Source organism: uncultured Lactobacillus sp. (genome assembly GCF_902491705.1).
Classification (GTDB): Bacteria; Bacillota; Bacilli; order Lactobacillales; family Lactobacillaceae; genus Lactobacillus.
Window position 1 is genome coordinate 1 of record NZ_CABUIW010000013.1, and the last position, 18198, is coordinate 18198.

The 18198-nt window shown below is 38.9% G+C and carries 22 protein-coding genes; all 22 read right to left on the reverse strand.

Annotated features, from left to right (window positions below):
• Positions 1–141: 141 nt before the first annotated feature.
• On the reverse strand, positions 142–414 hold the full coding sequence (locus RDN22_RS03845) for a Txe/YoeB family addiction module toxin (RefSeq protein WP_308556087.1): 273 nt from the start codon (positions 412–414) through the stop codon (positions 142–144).
• Positions 414–677 carry a type II toxin-antitoxin system RelB/DinJ family antitoxin gene (locus RDN22_RS03850; RefSeq protein WP_308556089.1) on the reverse strand — a complete coding sequence of 88 codons (264 nt, stop codon included), beginning with the start codon at positions 675–677 and terminating at the stop codon, positions 414–416. The genes RDN22_RS03845 and RDN22_RS03850 overlap by 1 nt, the downstream gene beginning before the upstream one ends.
• A gap of 202 nt (positions 678–879) precedes the next feature.
• On the reverse strand, positions 880–1230 hold the full coding sequence (locus RDN22_RS03855) for a type II toxin-antitoxin system PemK/MazF family toxin (protein ID WP_308556091.1): 351 nt from the start codon (positions 1228–1230) through the stop codon (positions 880–882).
• Between the two features lie 60 nt (positions 1231–1290).
• On the reverse strand, positions 1291–1545 hold the full coding sequence (locus RDN22_RS03860) for an AbrB/MazE/SpoVT family DNA-binding domain-containing protein (protein ID WP_308556093.1): 255 nt from the start codon (positions 1543–1545) through the stop codon (positions 1291–1293).
• A 232-nt stretch (positions 1546–1777) separates the two neighbouring features.
• Entirely contained in the window at positions 1778–2848 is a 1071-nt protein-coding gene (locus RDN22_RS03865; protein WP_308556095.1) for a GH25 family lysozyme, read from the reverse strand.
• Positions 2849–2850: 2 nt separating this feature from the next.
• Positions 2851–3267, reverse strand: a complete 417-nt coding sequence (locus RDN22_RS03870; protein WP_308556097.1) for a phage holin, LLH family — start codon at positions 3265–3267, stop codon at positions 2851–2853.
• Positions 3251–3670: a phage holin family protein gene (locus tag RDN22_RS03875; RefSeq protein ID WP_308556099.1), complete on the reverse strand. Its 420-nt coding sequence runs from the start codon at positions 3668–3670 to the stop codon at positions 3251–3253. Before RDN22_RS03875 ends, RDN22_RS03870 begins: the two co-directional genes overlap by 17 nt.
• 83 nt (positions 3671–3753) lie before the next feature.
• Positions 3754–4122 carry a hypothetical protein gene (locus tag RDN22_RS03880; protein ID WP_308556101.1) on the reverse strand — a complete coding sequence of 123 codons (369 nt, stop codon included), beginning with the start codon at positions 4120–4122 and terminating at the stop codon, positions 3754–3756.
• Positions 4123–4132: 10 nt separating this feature from the next.
• Positions 4133–5305: a BppU family phage baseplate upper protein gene (locus RDN22_RS03885; RefSeq protein WP_308556103.1), complete on the reverse strand. Its 1173-nt coding sequence runs from the start codon at positions 5303–5305 to the stop codon at positions 4133–4135.
• Positions 5306–5316: 11 nt separating this feature from the next.
• Positions 5317–5715 (reverse strand): hypothetical protein, encoded by a 399-nt coding sequence (locus RDN22_RS03890; RefSeq protein WP_308556105.1) that lies wholly within the window; start codon positions 5713–5715, stop codon positions 5317–5319.
• 38 nt (positions 5716–5753) lie between these two features.
• Positions 5754–6317: a pyocin knob domain-containing protein gene (locus RDN22_RS03895; RefSeq protein WP_308556106.1), complete on the reverse strand. Its 564-nt coding sequence runs from the start codon at positions 6315–6317 to the stop codon at positions 5754–5756.
• Between the two features lie 11 nt (positions 6318–6328).
• Positions 6329–7198: a hypothetical protein gene (locus RDN22_RS03900; protein ID WP_308556108.1), complete on the reverse strand. Its 870-nt coding sequence runs from the start codon at positions 7196–7198 to the stop codon at positions 6329–6331.
• Entirely contained in the window at positions 7198–7911 is a 714-nt protein-coding gene (locus tag RDN22_RS03905) for a hypothetical protein (RefSeq protein ID WP_308556110.1), read from the reverse strand. Before RDN22_RS03905 ends, RDN22_RS03900 begins: the two co-directional genes overlap by 1 nt.
• Positions 7908–10148: a phage tail protein gene (locus RDN22_RS03910; protein ID WP_308556112.1), complete on the reverse strand. Its 2241-nt coding sequence runs from the start codon at positions 10146–10148 to the stop codon at positions 7908–7910. The genes RDN22_RS03905 and RDN22_RS03910 overlap by 4 nt, the downstream gene beginning before the upstream one ends.
• Before the next feature lie 47 nt (positions 10149–10195).
• Positions 10196–11038, reverse strand: a complete 843-nt coding sequence (locus tag RDN22_RS03915; protein WP_308556113.1) for a phage tail domain-containing protein — start codon at positions 11036–11038, stop codon at positions 10196–10198.
• A gap of 3 nt (positions 11039–11041) precedes the next feature.
• Positions 11042–15523, reverse strand: a complete 4482-nt coding sequence (locus tag RDN22_RS03920) for a phage tail tape measure protein (RefSeq protein ID WP_308556114.1) — start codon at positions 15521–15523, stop codon at positions 11042–11044.
• 197 nt (positions 15524–15720) lie between these two features.
• Positions 15721–16071, reverse strand: coding sequence for a phage tail assembly chaperone G (gene gpG, locus RDN22_RS03925; RefSeq protein WP_308556116.1), 351 nt, complete (start codon positions 16069–16071; stop codon positions 15721–15723).
• 52 nt (positions 16072–16123) lie between these two features.
• Positions 16124–16753: a major tail protein gene (locus tag RDN22_RS03930; RefSeq protein WP_374043088.1), complete on the reverse strand. Its 630-nt coding sequence runs from the start codon at positions 16751–16753 to the stop codon at positions 16124–16126.
• Positions 16754–16755: 2 nt separating this feature from the next.
• On the reverse strand, positions 16756–17175 hold the full coding sequence (locus RDN22_RS03935; protein WP_308556118.1) for a hypothetical protein: 420 nt from the start codon (positions 17173–17175) through the stop codon (positions 16756–16758).
• Complete coding sequence (locus tag RDN22_RS03940; protein WP_308556120.1) at positions 17172–17543, reverse strand: HK97-gp10 family putative phage morphogenesis protein; 372 nt, start codon at positions 17541–17543, stop codon at positions 17172–17174. Before RDN22_RS03940 ends, RDN22_RS03935 begins: the two co-directional genes overlap by 4 nt.
• The gene (locus RDN22_RS03945) at positions 17527–17880 is read right to left on the reverse strand and encodes a phage head closure protein (RefSeq protein WP_308556122.1); all 354 of its coding nucleotides are present in this window, start codon (positions 17878–17880) and stop codon (positions 17527–17529) included. The genes RDN22_RS03940 and RDN22_RS03945 overlap by 17 nt, the downstream gene beginning before the upstream one ends.
• The gene (locus tag RDN22_RS03950) at positions 17858–18196 is read right to left on the reverse strand and encodes a head-tail connector protein (protein ID WP_308556124.1); all 339 of its coding nucleotides are present in this window, start codon (positions 18194–18196) and stop codon (positions 17858–17860) included. Before RDN22_RS03950 ends, RDN22_RS03945 begins: the two co-directional genes overlap by 23 nt.
• Between the last annotated feature and the right edge of the window lie 2 nt (positions 18197–18198).

The window sequence follows — 18198 nt, forward strand, 5'->3', positions numbered from 1 at the left end:
TGCCCCAAACAGGCAGTAAATAGTTCTTATATAGGCTGATATATCAACATTTATAAAATATATAGGACCCAAATGGGACCCATTTAGAATAGTTAATAATTTTATTGACTTAAAATCCCGACATCCGATTAAGATGCCGGGCTATTTTGTTCTTTTATAATGGGTCTTACATTGAATAATAGTAAAGCTATTTTTAGCTTCCGGAGCATACACTAATCGATCAACATCATTAATTCTCCTTGACCATAATCCTGTTAAGTTCCCCTTTAATGGTTCTGGCTTCCCTAGTCCTTCAAACAAACCATCTCTTCGAATAGACTTAATGGGCTTATTGATCCTTTTGAGAGTCTTTTTATCTTCTTTCTGCCAAGCAACATATTCATCCCAAGCATCATCTTCCCACTTAACTGGCATTATTTATCCTCCAAAAGGTCATGCTCAGATATTTGCTTACCCTTTTTATATTCTTTGAAACGCTTTTCTAATACTTCCATGTTGTCTTTACTATAAAAAGGACTTGCTTTAATTTCAAATGGAATTTTCTTTTCGTTAACCAGTGCCTTAGTAGCTAAGGTAATCCAAACAGAAAAATTCAGTCCCATGTCATTAAGTAGTTCTTCAGCTTCATTTTTTAATGACGGATCCATACGAGCCGTTACTTTTGTTTCATTTGCCATTATGTAACCCTCCTTGTATTACATTGTGATTACATTGTACATCTTTGTGCCGAAACAATCAATTAATAACGCAAAAAATCCCTAGTATCTCTTATGATAAACAGCCGTTCGCTTTACGACACTAAAAAAAGACGATATACTTTAACTGTCAAGTCTAGTATATCGTCTATACCATCAGCTATCTCTGATGGATTTTTTCGTTTTAAATGGCAAGAATATTCTTGATGTTTTGGAAAACCTCATAAGGAATGTTATCAGTGTGATCAACAATCTTGTAAGTGCGATTTTCTAAATCAAGGCTTGTCATTTGTTCAACCAGTAGTGTTCCTTTTGTCTTGGTGCCTGTTGTTACACTATCCCAGTTAATCGCAGTAGGAAAATTCTTTTTCTCACTCGTAAATGGGATAACCCATGTAAACGGGGTAACTACACTTAAAAAAGGATCGCTAACCACTAACCAAGGACGATAGCCCTTTTGCTCATGATTATGTTCTGGCTTAGGCGCATTATCCAACATAATAATGTCACCTTGTTTTAGTTCTGATGACGCCATTACATCACCTCCATAATTTATTTAGCGTGTTACAAACGTCTTTCAACTCGCACACTAATTTTAAATTAATTCATGACCAACCGGATCGCCTTTATCAACAATTTCAAATGGGTACGGCTGACTTGAGTCATATCCATCAAACATTTGCTCTAACTTGCTTTTTTCTTTTTTAGGTCTAATAATAATCGAATCGTTGCTTACAGTTACTGCAACTTCATCATCTTTAGGGGTAATTCCAGCCTTTTCTAGTAATTCTTTAGGAAGACGAATGGCATTCGAATTGCCCCATTTTCTTAATTTAAGTGCTTGTTCCATCACTGCTTCCTCCTTCGATTGCCTATACGTATACTCACAATTATTAGTATATACTCGTTTACACTTAATATCAACGTGTATATACACAAAAAATCCCTAGTGGTAGTTGCATGGTCTGCAATGATCACTAGGGAGTAATTAATGCTATTCAAATTTTCCATATGCTTCATTCGTGTAAGCATTCCGTACCGCTACATAGCCATACTGACCCGTATCTGTGTAATTTGCTATTCTATTCCTTCCTTACTTTCAAAATTTCGTCTCTGACCGTAGCTTGAATATAATACTTTAATTCATTTTCAATTGCTTCACGATCAGCTGCTGAAAGCCTAGTTTCGGTATCGGTTGGTTTAGCCGGTTGATTATCTACTGATTGATTTTCAGTCGTGACTAAGGCACCATCATCTCCGAAATTATACTGTGATCCCTCAATTTCTTGTTTTCCAGTTAGCATCCAGGCATTATCAGGATCGAAATAGTATTCCTTGCCATTAATTTTTTGCCAACCAGTCAGTGCTGCACCAAACGAACCATCATGATTAGTGTTGAAATAATACCAATGGTCATTAATCTTTTGCCAGTTAGTTAAGACATTACCAGAAGTATCTAGGTAGTACCATTTATTATCAACTTTTCGCCAAGCACTCTTAACTGGCAACCCATTTTCGTAGTATTGCCAAGTATCACCGTTATCTTGCCAACCATTGTTACTGCCACTTGGGTTTGCAATCTTTTGCCATGTTTCTTTGGTCAAGTAGAAGATGCTTCGGTCCATATCTCCACCGGTAAATTGCCATCCAGTTAGAGCACTGAACACGCCAGAACTAACACTCATATTTGGCAAAGTCCAACTATTCCAAGTCATTGATGCATACTTAGCTACCCAGACACCGCAGTATTGAGCACAGTTGGCAACCTGCCACAATGCTGATTCCTGTACATAAATTAAGGGCCATACTCCAGTAAGTCGATGTACTTCAGTTACGAAGCGCAAAGACCAGTTAGTATCGCTCCAAGAACTATTTTGATATGATTCCCAGTCAAGGATAAGAATTCCTTGACCAATATAGTTCTTGATGTTGTTAATGAAGTATTGTGCTTCGGCTTCCGGATTGCCACCGCCAGCATAGTGATATAACCCGCGCAATTTACCCAGTTGGCCGGCCAAATCCCATTGATGATTACATCGTGGATTTACGTAACTCGTTCCTTGAGTAGCTTTTACAATCACCCCATCGGCATGGCTATCTCGAATAATACTGTCTGAACTACCAGAATAAACATCTACTGTATACAATGCCATTGCTAGTTAGCCTCCTTCATTAAATCATTAGCGCGGTTGGGTGCGGTTTGAATGGCAACCTTAACTGGATCTTCAACAGTTAAACCAGTCAGATCAGATTTTTCATAAGCTGCTTGCACCGCTGACTCAATTGCTTTGACATCAACATTTTTAAAGCCTTGCTTATTCAAAGCATCTTGAACAATCGTTGTTGCTTGATTGAACTTAGCATCGCCTGTCATCTGTGCATTAACTAGTGAACTAACCGCAGTGTCAGCCACCTGCTCAATAAATGACCAAAGTTCCTTTGATTGTGCTGTTTTAGCGTGTAGTGCCCGTGCATGAATCAAATTTTTAGCATACGTCAACGCATAAAAAATAGCGGTTGAGACAACTGCTGTGATTACGTATTCCGGAATTACATTAATGATCGTGTTCATCCTTATTATTTCCTTTCTTATAATCATCACTTAACTTGTAAATATAAGGCTTAACCCAGCTAGGCAATGGTAATCCCATTTGCCCCCAGTTTTCCACAATAGATACTGCATAATATAATATGTAAAAGCTTATAAAAGTATCACCTGCTTTACTCATACCGTTAGCATCCAACATTGGATAGAGTGTCAGAATCACCAAGGTTAAAACCCCATGCTTGATTAATCCGGTAACTCCTTTAGTTGAGGTTGTCCGTTTTGTAACTAGACTCTTTGCAAACCCAGTAACAATATCAATGATGACCGCCCAAACAAACAACCAAATCAAAGGATTATCTTCCATACTCTGAAAATGCAAAAAATACATCTGATGATACGGAATTGATAATGCTGTTAACAACTGCAATGGCTACCTTCCCCCTTTTAGATGCAAATATAAATAACAGCCGCCCTTTCGTATTGTGTATTTCTTTGGCGACTATGTATTAGTTAATAATCCATTTTTGTTGATGTTACTTCAAACCAAGGTTCCCAATTGCTACCCGCATATATTCGGTATAATAATTTTCCACCAGCTCCAATTAATAATTGACTCTTTGTTTGATTACCATCACCCAGCTGGATGATCCAACCCCATTCAAGAGCCCCTCGAAAACTTTTTGGCCACGATGTTTCGTTGGCAGGAATTGGACCATTTCGCCAAAATCCGAAATTGTAAAAGCCTGAAGAAAGATGATCCAAATTTGGATTTTGAATTCCAACAAAATGACTTCCGTTGATAAAATTACTTAATTTGGCAAAATTTCCATTAATCTTGCCAGCCCATTGCCGGTTCTTATTAATTTGTTCTAAATTCATTCTGTACCTCCTAGTGTTGTACGATTACGCTTCCGCCACCGCCGATGTTTCCACCATACTTATCGGCATCAGTTGATGGGTTAGTATTAGCTCCATTCTGTGGATTTCCTGATTGCCCATCTGTTTGTGTCCCTGAACCAGAAGCAGCCGCATTTTGAGATGATGTGGTTGCTGTTGCTCCGCCAGGCCGAACGGTAATGACCGTTCCTTGGCCACCACCGCTAACATTTCCACCATATTTGTCGGCATCGGTTGTAGTAGCTGATCCATCATCTGGATTGATCGGATAGAGATCGGCATCACTACCAAATTGCGTAGTCATGTACCAACGTGCCCATGTGCCGTTGTTCTTAACACGAATGAATTCGTTACCGTCACTATCAACAAACATTTGCACAATCGGACTAGAACCGAAGGTTTTAAGCACGCCACCGGCGTTCTTGGACTCACTTGGTGCTCCAGGAACGTTAGCCGGAATAAGGTAAACTTTAGGTTCAGTAGCACTGTCAAGACTACCAGACCATTCAATTCCAGAATCAACTCCTGAAACGTAGTTATGCATTTCTTCAATAGTTGGAACTGCATTTTGCCGAATGAGTTGCGTATAAGTGTCAAGCTCAGTCTTCAGTGCTGTCGTAGCGTCCGAGATTTGGTCAAATCGGTTGGTAATGTTACCAATCTCTTTCATCTTTTGGTCAGCGTACGACTGAAGTTGAGCTACCGCTCGATCCATGTCAGTTTCAAATGGTTTAGCATTAATTCCCATTTCCACTAAATTAGGTAAAACGTTCAGCTGGATCCCAACAGTCGAAATCTTCTGTCCCTTACCATCATCAATGTAGAAGTACGTCCCCTCTGGATTCCATTGTCCTTCTACTTGGAACATACCTGCTGGCCAATAAAAATTTACTTTCCCCACTTGTTCGTTAGCACCCGGCAGGTCATAGGCAGCCCAACCAACGCCGGCAAATCGTTTACCATTTGGAGCAATTCCTTCAAAGCCGACATTATAGTTAGTTAGATCTTGAGGTAAGCCATGATGCCTAAATTGTAGGTTAACCGTTGCTAAACTGTCAGCTACTCGTCCTTGAAAGCGTGGTGTTAAGTTAACATAGGTTGTTGTGTCATTGTCATCGGTACCTTTATCAAGGTCCAAGACAACGTATTTATTATTTGCAGCCAATTGCTTTCCTCCTAGTTAAGATAAATTTTGACGTAACTTAAAAGCCGGTCTAACAATGCGTTAGCCGACTTAAAATTGCTATTTAGTTGTTCATAGTATAGTGGGTCAAGTACTAACCGCTCTGGCAACCAAAGAACTAAGTAGTCAGTGTCTTGATCTGTAATTTCATCTATTAATTCATGGGCATTATACACATCAACTAGTAGATTCAAATTTGATTGTAACTGCCTTGTCAGTTTAATCGTCCAAAGGTAAACCGAACGGTTTAACTTATTTCCCGGGTTATCTAATACTGGTATTTTCAGATTAAACTGTTCGTCAACATCCATAAAAGTATTACTAACAGCGTTCACTAAAAAGGCTATTTTATCGTAAACTTGCTGCGTGTAATTCGTGTACGTTGAGATCAATTCACTATTTGTTGGAATGTCCTGATACGCTGTCCAAATCATGAGTGCTCACCAGCGTATACCGTATGCCATTTAGTCCAAGTTCCTGCTGAGTATCCTCTGGTGTAGACAGCACCAGTCTGCATATCAATAATTTGTTGTGTTGCATAGACACCGTTTAGCCAGCCAATCACCTGTAAGGAAAACAAATGTGTTTCAATACCGACAGCCGGTTTAGACCAAGGACCGTTCTTTGGAAGAATATTTGGCCCAACATAAAAATTATTTTCCGTGTAACTATTCAAATCATCATTGGCCGTAATTTCCTGAGTAGTAGTCATGGAACCTGGAATTCCTTTTAGTGAGACTTGTGGCACGTTATCAATATAAAGCATACTATTTCGGACTTCCACCTTCGGTGAATGACCATCCTTACCATTCTGACCGGATGGGCCCGGTTCACCTTTTTCGACCATTGCCCAATATTGGGTATCGGTTGGAGCAATTTTTCGATTAGACCGTACCACAACAAAAGTTTTTCCACCAAAATTAACTACATTTAAGACTTCATAGTCTTCATTAGGGTTATAATTACCCTTTAATTCAATGCTCGTTGACATCATTTCACCTCTTTCTATCCACCAATTGCAGTTCCACCACTAATAATTCCACCATCATCGTTTTTTAGCAAAGTCCAATCTTGCCAACTAATTGGATGGGCATCATTAGAGCCTGTAGTTTGACTACCATCTGACCGAAAACCGTAACGATAAAAAATGTGTGGCTTTTTGTTATAAGTCACACATTTAGAAATTTGAAAGCACGCTGTGGAATTACAGTACGTTGTGACGAATACCATCATCAGATCTGGCAAAGTTTCTCCACCGGTAAGTGACATCCATTTCCCAGTTAGTGATGGAATCCCCGTCGTATCTTTCAAAGATGAAAGTATGGTAACCGCGTCTTCATGCACCCCGTAAGTAAATTTTACTTGATCAAAGTTCTTATATGAATTGCTTTCATCAATCGCTAATACACCGGAATTACCACTACTACCGCTTGCGGCACTGGCAGCTGATAAAGCATCAGTTGCTTTTTTCATCGCCGCTGACGCTGCGTTTTGGGCCTGATTAGCAGTCTCAGCCAACGCCGCAATAGCCCTACTGTTACTAGCTACTCCAGCTTGAGCAGCTCGTGCAGCTGACATGGCATTGCCATCACTAGCAGGTGCAACACTCTGTACTTTAGTATCAACATAATTTTCAAGTTGACCCTTCAAATTATTAATAGTGGCTGAATCAATGGTTCCGTTTTGGCCATCTTTCCCAGCCTTAGCTAACAATTTCCAATGGCTGGTATCAGTTGGCACAATGTTTTGCGCATCTACAATACAAACATACGATGATCCGTTATATGTGACTTCATCTAAGTAAACATACGACTTATTAGCATCATAATCTCCAGTAAAATTCATTAAAACTCGGCCTAGATTTTCTGTTGCCATTAGGCACCTCCTACCGTCATTACTAAGTTACCGTTGTCTAAGCTAAAGTGACAGCTCTGTGCTACCTTAACCGCTACGGCATCAGCAATGGAACCATTTGATTGGTCGTCAACTTTTACAATTAGATTGCCAGTTAATGAATCAATTTGCACTCTCAGGTGCTGTTTAATTAATTCAGCAATTGCTTGGGTGGACAAACTAGCATCACCGCTAGTTGATGATGTCCCGTCTCTACCGTGTAGTGATTGTAACCATTCGGTCTGTGAACCAGTAAAGCCATTATCTACTGCAATTTCATAAGCTGATTTACCATCATGCCCAGCGGGTCCCGGTGTTAAAGAGATGTTCCGTAAGTCCTGTTTAGTAGCTAAATCAGGCTTATTCGTAACCTGCGTCCAGTCTAATGAAGTAACAGTTCCAGACGAACTAAACTGGCTTAAGCGACTATTTAATTCTGTTTCAGTAACCAATTCTGGCTTATTTAGAATGTTAGCCCATTCAATACTAGAAATTGTAGGACTAGTTTGTGAAAGATATGGCCGTAATAGCGGTGCAAGTTTAATTGCATCATCTTCAGTATATATTCTGCCCCACAAATTAAGTAGTAACTTATAAGTTATACCATTGTCACGCGAATATCCCATCCCCCAAGTTTGAGTCGTGGGGTCAAAAACTTTTTCCCAAAATAAATCTGTATATGTGCTATCGCTCATGAGTTGTCCTCTCCCTTGTTATAGGCAACATCATGCTGCTTCTTTATTTGTGTTTCATCAAAAGTCATATGTTTATCGTTATCATTATTGATTATTTGAGTAATGGACTGCGATTGCTTATCTAGACTACTTGCCATTCCTCGTAATCTAGTCGTTTGTTGTTCTAATGAACTCTTTATCTGACTGACACGCTGCGCCTGATAATCCAAAATAGTTTGTTTAGTCTTGTTAAGAGTTATTTGTGTATTTTGATTTCCTGATTTTGGGTAGTAATCATAGCCAACCGTTCTCCAGGAACCAGCATATTTTTTAACTCTTGCTTGAACTCTTACTATTTCACCAGGTTGTGGTAAAAAAGTATTTCCTTTTAATTCAACTTCTACAGTTAAATCAGGATTGGGATTTAGTTTAGTTAATCCTACTTTTCGCATTGATTCTGCATCGTGAAAGCGTTCATCAACAAAATCAGGTCCTGGTTGAACCCCCCATTCTTTAATGGATTGCTCATCTTCAAGAATAAATGGTTCAAAATAATATATCTCTTCAGTCGTAGAACCACTACTACCACTTGAACCTTCAGCAGCAATACCAGATTTAATAGTTTGCTGTGGATCAATCCATGTCCCGTCATTGCTAAAGGCATGATTAAAAGCTTCAGGGAAACTGTGTCTAGTAATACCAATGTGTAAATGATCAGTATCCCTGTGACCAATAACTTGACCAGTAGTTACCGTGTCTCCGACATTGACAATAATATTACTAGCACTACTAAAAGCTTCCTGATATTCAACGTTCAATCCAGAATCATCAGTGATAACTACATACCATTTAATTTCATTACCACGCCATTCTTTTTTGGTAACTTTGCCACCGTGAATAGCATGTACATCTGTACCCGGATGATCAACTGAGCCAAAATCAAGGCCGTCATGAAAGCCATTTGGACGAAATTCACCACCTGGTTGTACACCAAATAATTGACCGCCAGAAAACTTACCTTCACCAACGGACGGGAATGGCCATCCCCAACTTCCACCGCCAGAATTAGTATGTCCACCCCAAGCTTTTATTTGGTTCACACAACCAGCTAATGGCCGACCATATCTCCCAGGATTCTCATTAGCCAATTCCATTACAGCTGCTGCCGTGCCTTGTAAGTAAAGACGACCAATTGTCCCCTTACCGAAATCCTTATTCCATTGAGCCGTTAACTGTGGACTTGCATATGCTCCGTAACCTGTAGCAGGAGTAAAACTGTCACTATTAGCGAACTCCTTAATCCAGTTGCATACACGTGTTGCATCAGCATAAGGGTCGGTCAAGTGGTCTCCATAGTGATTTAGCCAACTAAATGAAGTTGGATTTCCTTCTTGCAAATCATATGCAAAGAACCATTCTGGACTTACTCCAGCGTTTTTTACTGTATCGTAAAGACGGTTAACATCAACACCCCAGGCACGAACTCGAACATCCTTAGACGCAAAATCGTTAATCATCTGTTGTTTGTTAACACCAAAGTCAGCATTAATTGTAGATTTTGCAAATCCTTCCACACTATCAACATTCCCTCCAGTTCCACTACTGGTTGAAATATTAATAGTGTGTTTACCACCTACACATCGAATTTGATTAATAATCGTTCGACTATCACGAGTAGTTTTTAACGAAGATAAGTCATGTGGAAAATCAAGAACTCGACCATTATCTTTAGCAAATTGTAATTCATCATAGACAATGATTTTTTTGTTATCTGGATAAATAACAATATTAGGCCATAGTTCAACAATTTTACTCAGCATATCCTTACCGCTACCACTTAAGTTTTCAATTTGTTTTTTCTCAAAATTACCATGAATTTCATAAGAGAAACCTAATTTATTGTTATCAATCCACTTTTTAAGGACATCTTCAACTGAATAGCTTGGGTATTCTGGTTCTTGACCATCTTTTTGCGAGCTTTGACTTTGCTCATTTAAATCGCTTCGAACATATAATCGGTTAATTTCGTTATAAATATGCCATGCCAGTATTTCTTTAGTACCTCGGTCAATATTTTCAACACAATTTTTTACTACGTATTCCTGACCATCAAGAAAAATATGAGTTTCATTATCAAGCTCATCGTACAATTCAGAGCCCAGATCAATAGCAGTGAAGTTAATTTGGTACGTAGAATTATTTTCCCATTGAATATGGAATGTCGGCCACAAAATGATCTTATTTATTGGCTCTTTCACATCCTCTTTATGAGGCGTCATTAATACTAAACCGATAAAATCATCCCCTAACCTAAATACATATATGGAAAGCTAAACGTGATATCTAAATCGCTTGCACCCGAAACTTCAATGTTATTAATTCCTGGTTTCAAAGTCAGATAACCGTAGTCCGTATTGGTGCTATCCAATTCATCATTTTTATAGGTATTAATACCGTTGAGAATCAGAGTATCTCTACTTCCAAGATTTTTGTTATAAGTCCATGAAGTATTAGTAGTTTTGTTTTTAACGGTAAATTTACCACCATTGTGCTTCATAGTTATCTTCAAATCATGATTTTGTGTTTCAGGATCTACTGTGATATCTCCAGCATTATATACACTGAAAGATGTTTGACCTGTAAAATGATATTGTAATTTTTTTACGGGTAAATTCATGTTCAAAGATAAGAATTCTTTTTCAGTCATTTTATCCGTGTGCAGTCGACTAAACCTTAATCCTGATGGATTATCAAAGGGTATTTCAATAACACAATAATTTGGATCTTCTGGTGGCACGTCAATATTAAATGCTCCAGAACGACAATAACGCACAATATCAGGCTCAACTCCAGTACGCAGTCTAAAGATTCCTTTTTGGGCAAAAACACGATAAATTTCATGCTTAGCTAGTTTATAATCTCGTCGATCTATCCACTGTAACAAGAATCGTGCGGTGACTGTTGTTTGACCATATCGGGAATAGTTCCAGATGTTACCGTCTTGTATCGTATCATCGCGATAGTTATGTAAAAGATTTGGTGCTTCTGATAACCCCAAGAAAGTAAAATGACTAGTAATTTCATTACTAGCCGCCTCATCTTCATCATCAATTTTAATGTATAAAATATTAGCTGCGATTATCAACACCTCCTACAGTCTTTGCTCATTAAGGTATATCTGGTCTCGGCCCATAACCGTATACATTTGGTCTTTATCAAATGCACTAGCTTTAATTGCTGACAATTGAGCAGCACTTAAGCCAAGCATTGTGCCCATTCGATCCACAACTTCCCCCATCTTAACGATCAATTGAGTCATTTGGCTATTATCATCATTACGGTTGCTGTAATTATTAGTTACAACTTTCTGGCTAGTAATACTTGGCTTCATGGAATTCAAAACTGATACAGCATCTGACGTTCCATTCGCATATTGTGGTAAATGTGGGAACAATTTAAGTGTGTCACTAGCTTTAAGAACCTTTGTACCACGTGGAGCATTCATAATTACGTTCCGTCCAAAAGGAATAAAAGGCTGCTGACTAGGAAACTGGACTGCTTCACGAAAGACTGGACCAGGCTGGTCATTGACAATCATCGGTCCACCGATGTGGTAGTTAGTCCCACTTGCGTGATGTTTTCTTGTGATTGTCTCATAGATAGTCTTAACTGTGTGAACTATTGGATCTGTATTATTCCATTCTTTGATTTTATTTATTGCTCCTTGAAGCACCGCACTAGCATGATCATTAGCTTTAGCTATTTTATGCTCTACACCCGTGCCGTTCCACTTAGAAACAGAACCGGTTGCTGAACCAAAAGGACCAGAAGCAGAATCAAAACCATTGGCAGATTTAGAGCCAGCTCCAGTGCCATTCCAACTGAATACACTGCCAGTCGCATTTTTGAATGGACCAGATGCATTATCGAACGCAATAGCATTCTTTGGTTGACCAGGATTAGCCTTTTGCCATTCTTGAATAGCTCTGTTAGCAGCATCAATATTTCCGCTAGCATGATCTTGAGCAACAATTCGTTTTGCAACGCTTGCTGGCATACCACGCCACAATCCGTACTTAGTAATTAAATTTCCAAGCTCTGGACCACCTTTTGCATTAACAATAGCTTGCTGTTGCTTAGGTGTTAACTGATTCCAGCGTCCCATTTGGTTTAAGGCCTGCATAACGTCAGCAGTACCCTTGGTATAAACAAGTGCCTGCTGCTGTTTAAATGTTAAGCTATTCCAGAGTCCAGCTTGGTTAATTGCATCAACTAGCTGTTTTGTCCCCTTAGTATTAACAATCGCTTCTTGTTGCTTAAGAGTTAAGCTATTCCACTTGTCGGTTTTACTTAAAGCGCTAATTAAAGGCCCGGTGGTTTTATCCTTTAAAACGGCTTCTTGCTCTTTCATGGTCAAACTATTCCAAGCCCCTGCTTTAACTAGCGCGTCGGCTAAATCACGACCACCTTTGGACTTAATAATAGCTTCCTGTTCTTTCATAGAAAGTTTGTTCCATTCACCAGATTTTTCTAGCGCTTTTAAAACATTTTGAGTAGCTTCGTCCTTAATATAAAGCTTCTTCTCTTTCCATGACATCTTATTCCATTTGCCATTCTCAATTAAGGCGGCGGCTACCATCTTACCTGCATTAGTAGATAGTTTACCTTGTTTTGCTAGAAGCTTAATTTGATTCCACTTTTTAGAAGAATTAACCGCCTTGTTAACTTCTTCCTGAGCATTAGTACGAACCTTACCAGTTTTTGGGTCGAACACAAGGTTATTCCACATTTTAGCTGCGGATTTAGTTTTTCCATGTAATCCTTCAACAGAAACAGCAAGGCTCTTAACATTGCTTTCAGCATTTTTACTTTCTTTACTAATTTGCTTCATTCCGGCTGAATAACTCAAACCAGCCGCTTGCATATCACGTTTAATTCGATCAGTGTTCTCACCGTTAGCCTTAGCCAAGCGAATATATTCAGCAGAAGCTTTATCAACATAATTATGCAATGTACGATTATTAGCTCTCATACCTGCAGCATATTCATTTTGATTAATGGTTCCGGCCTTTAGTTGCCGTTTTAAACTATTAGCCTGCTTATTATATTCGTTTTGAACATCTTCAGTTTCCTCACGAATACTCCTCAAACGAGTTGAACGTTCTCGACGTGTCATATTAGCAACATCATTATTTAAAACTGCCATAGCCTTCTTGCGTTGACTACTAGTAAGACTCCACATTTTCAACTCATCGTTAAGGATTTGTTGCTGATTATTACGAAGCATCACCCGTTGAGTCTGACTAAGGCTGGCAATATTACCATTTGAAGTTTGCAAAATAGTATTCGCTCGAACCCTTGCTTTATCTGCATCGTCTAGCAGATTATTCATGATTCTTTTTTCATGCTCAGCTTCTTTATCGACAGCCGCCGCAACAGCTGGTGACATATTGCTTTCAGCTTTCTTGACGTTTTCGAGATGCTGTCGAGCATCGTTTTCCATTTGACTAAATTCTTTATCAAAAGAGTCAGACATACTCTTAGTAGAAGTTTTAGCAGCGACATCCATTTGAGTAAGAGCTGATTGAATTCCGTCCGATGTTCCTTTGAATTTAGTTAGGGCATGGTCAGCCGCTGCACCAACATCAGAACCCCATTTACTAGTGCGTGCAGAAGAAGCCGCAGCTTGTTTGCCCCACAGTTCCCAAACGGCCGTTCCAGCAACAATGGCAGCAGTAGCAACGCCAACACCAACTGCAAAAGTGCTCATCGAAAGGCCAGCTACAGATGCTACTTTACCTGTATCAGAGATAGCAGTTTTAGCTGTATTATAGTCAGCACTTGCGCTAGAAACTACTTTACTGGTATCAGAAACCGATTTGCCGAAGTTAGACGTTTCATAAGCTGTTTTAGAAAAGGCAGATTTTAAAACGGCAACTCCAGATGCTCCCGCACGGTATGCTAAAGTAGCACGATTTAATCCACCAACAACTTTTCCAAATCCTAGCGCAGTTTTACCAACGCCACTGGTTAATTTTCCAAGTAATAATAAAACGGGACCAGCTCCGGCAGTAAATGCAACGAAGGAAGTAATTGCCTTTTTAACAGAATCAGGTAATTTACCAAACCCTTGAGCCAATTTAGAAACATCCTGAATTAAGGGAATGATACTTGGCAAAATATTTTTTGCCATATCCATTCCGGCATTAGTTAATGATTCTCGCGCAATAGCAATTTGAGACTTTGCAGAAGTCAAGTTTTTTCGTGATAAATCACCGATATAATCATTTTTAGCTGATTTTTCGACTTCTTTGTTTAACTCATGTAAACGGTTAGCATTTACCGTTAAAATAGCACCAGCCTGTTGACCAGTAGTGCCAAACAAAGCATGGAAGATATCATTCTTCTTGCTACCTGATAAGCCCTTCATATGCTTGTTCAATGTCTCAAAAATTGCTGACATCGACTTCAATTTACCGCTCTTGGTTAAGAAATCTTTAGTCGTCAAATTAATGCTTTGAAGTGCCTTTTTGCCGTTAGCAGTAGGTGTGATTAATGATTGGATTACTTTCCGTAATCCAGTACCTGCCTTATCAGCCTCAAGACCATTATTTGATAAAATACCCATTGCAGATGCTGTTTCAGACAAACTGAATCCGGCTTGGTGAGCAGTTGCACCAACGTATGACATCCCAACACCTAAAGATTGAAAATCGGTTGATGTTGCATCAGCAGCATATGCCAGTTCATTTAATGTCTTTGTTGAACGTCGTTGCATTAAGGCAGCATTCTTTAGTGGCTTACCAGTCTTTGTCGTTGACAGGCCAAACGATTCCATAGTTTGAGCAGCTACCTTAATCACGTCGTTAAAGTCATCTCCAGTTGCTACTGAAGCTTTTAACTCATTCCGCATAACACCAATAGCAGCTTTTGAAGTATAACCACGTTTAACTAAATCTTGGTAACCATTAGCGATTTTAATTTGACTAACACCATACTCATCAGAATATTTACGAGCGTCTTTCAGCATTTGATTGTAGGAATGTTGAGTCTGAGTAGCTGTTTCTCCAGATGTCCGAATAACGTTTTTGGTTCGGTTCATCGCATCTTGAAAATCGACTAACTGCTTTGCTGAATAAGCTAGTCCTGCCGCTATTGGTGCAGTTAAATAGGTTGACATTCCTCGACCAGCATCTTGTATCTTAGAGCCAACCGTTGATGCTACGTTACCAAAGTGTGATGCTCGTGCAGACAATTGACCCCATCTACTAGATTGAGCAGCAATTTCTCGACTGAGGCTTTGCATTCTTCTTTGAAGTGCTTCAACCTGTGCAGAAGTTCGGTTATATTGATTAGCGGCATTAGCACGGGCACGTTCGCTCTTGGTGGTATCATCCATAATCTTTTTGGAATTTTCCATTTGAGCATTATAGTTCATCATTTGACGGGTCATTGTCGAATAAACCTGTCGCATATTATTAATGCCATTAGCACTACCTTTTAACGCCGCTTCTTGGGCTCGTAAAGCACTTGCAGTCGATTTAATTTGTGCTTTTAAAACATTATTTGATGCCTTAAACGGATTAATATCTAAACTAACTGTTGCAGCTAAATGTCCTAATGATTGTGCCATGTTTTACCTCCTTTCTGCTTAGAATAAGAATGGGAATGCTTTGTCAATAGTCGTTGTCTTTTCTTCTAGAACATAATTCATTAATTTCAAGTCACTTAAAGTAAGCTTACTGATTTCATTCCACTTATATCCTGACTCCAACTGGCCTTTAATAAAGTCTGACAGTTGATTGATAGCATCGTCTACCAACTCAGCTGTTATTTTTTTGGGTCTTTACCGTTATCCTTATCTTCTTCGTCAGAAATTGACATTCCTAACGTTTGGGCTACTGCTTCTTCAATAGTATTTAAACCATCAATTGAAGTAACGCCTGCCAAAACGTCCTTTTTAGTAAGACCATTGCCCCAAAATCGAGCGGCAAATTCAGCCAACAATTCAATACGACGTTTGTTTTGAGTATCGCTCGGGAAAGTTTTAGAATCACTATACATTTCAACTTCCTGCCGTTGAACTTTTAATGCATCCATTAAGTTTTCAAGCATCGGAGCTTCAGTTCGTGTATAAGTAGTATCTTTATTCTTTACTTTGACTTTTAATTCTAATGGCATATGTTAGTCCTCCTAGCGTTTCACGTCTCTCGTCTCTGTTAAGTAAGTTATATTATTGGTGATTTACAACATGATCTGAAGTGCTATGTTCAGAATTGGCTGGTGTTGTTACAGCTGCAGTGTCACCAAAGACCTGTTTATGAAAATCTTCGAAAGAAAAGCCTTCAACATCTTCACGACCAATAAGCATAATCGTACCAGTATCAGCGTCACCACGCGGAACAAAATTACCTTCAATTTCATCTGCTTCTGGATCAGGTGCACCATCTTGAGTTTTAGATGAAATACCAGGTAAAGCAAACATTCCTTTAAGTAGCCCAACCCATACATGTTTCCCATTAGAAAGCTTAGTACGGAACATGGTTGCTACGTAATTAGGCGTGAAGTTCTTGGTGTATTTTTCAATACCGTTTGAAATATCAACACCGTACAAGTCATGCTTCATTTGAGAATCAACATCATATAAATTAAGTGTTTCTTTAGCAGCATTGATCCCACCAGAAAGAACAAGATATGGGCCATCGTCAGCAGCTAAAGTCTTTAACTCGTTAGTTAATTCAACTTTAACTTGGCTCAAACCGTTAATCTTTCGTGTCTCGGTAATCTTATCATTAGCATCGAGTACCCCATATTCAAAATTAGAGGCACCGAACTTAGCTAATTTGGCATTTGAAGCTGTCATATCTATTTTTCATTCCTTTCTCTAAACCCTTCAAAGTTAGCAGTTACCATTAAGCAACCGTCTAAATCTGGATCATGATACCGATCTTTGTAGTATCTTTCATATCCATTTTCGTGAAGAGTTTCATAAATTAAATCTTGTAGCTTTTCTAAACTAATCAATTTGTCTTCAGGTAGCCAAAAATCCACTTGAACTCTTGGATACTCAAAAAGGCGAGCATCATCACCATAAATTGCATTATCACCAGTTATTGATGTAACACGAATCCAAGGTGCCGAGCTTGCCTTAATAAAACTGTCGTCAGGAGTATCTGTAAAAATAGGTTCATAATCCAATCGATCTTCTCTGAGATCAGCCATTAATTGGGTTAATTCCTTGTTCCCAGATAAAATATTAGCTACCTCAATTTCAGGTAACATCATAATCTTAAATCCTCAATAAATTTCTGCAGTACTTTTTGTTTAGAGCTTTCTTGTGCACGTTCCACAAAATGTTGTGGACGTTGCTTAGATGTTCCAGAGTTCGGGAAGTGAGCAATCCATCCTTTTTCTTTATCATAACCAACAGGCACTTCATAATCTCCACTACTGGTACGAAGGCCACCCTTTTTAGTATGCTCTTTTAATGGTGTCATGCCAGAATGGTCATTTTTACCAATTGGCGTTACGCCCTTTAACTCTTCTTCAAAAACACTGGCTCCATCTCTGGTTGCTTTCCGTGCTTTTTTATCAACCGTTTTATCTAATTTCTCCAGATTACGAATCAACTCCATTTCACCTGTGACTGGCATTCGGCTTCACCTCTTGGGTTGAAATTTTAGTTAAATCACGCGTTTTGTAGTCTGGATCAATGCCAGTAATCTCATACCTTTTACCACGCCATTCAATTAACCAATTAGATTGAATTTCTTTACGAGTTTTAAAGGCAATCAAGAAAGTAGGTGTCTCTTTACGAAAACCTACTTCAGACCCATTTTGAACAAACTCACGAACAGTTAATTTAGGAACTTCGGCCCAAACAGTAAATTCTTCTTGAGGTTTATTATGAACCTGCTGATGGGTAATTGGGTCAATACCAGATGTGACTGAATAAAAAGTTATTCGTTCAGTCATATTCTTGGTTTTCATCACCAATCACCTCACTTCTTAATTGATTAATAATACCATTAATACCCGATGCAAGTTCAGGTCGGTAACTGTCCGCAGTAATACCGCGCTCATAGTAATCTTCCTTTACCTGCTTCATTACAGCAATCTTGAATCGTGGGTCACTAGCGAATTGCGTAACTGGTTCATTGACATCAATTGCCTTAGCTATAAGTCTTGCGGCTGAATTTGCCATTATGATTAATAGCTCATCATCAAAGTCTTGGTCTACCTTGCAATAGTTTTTGAGATTATCCAAGAACTGCTCATCGCTTGCAAATTGCAATTGTTCAGTCATTA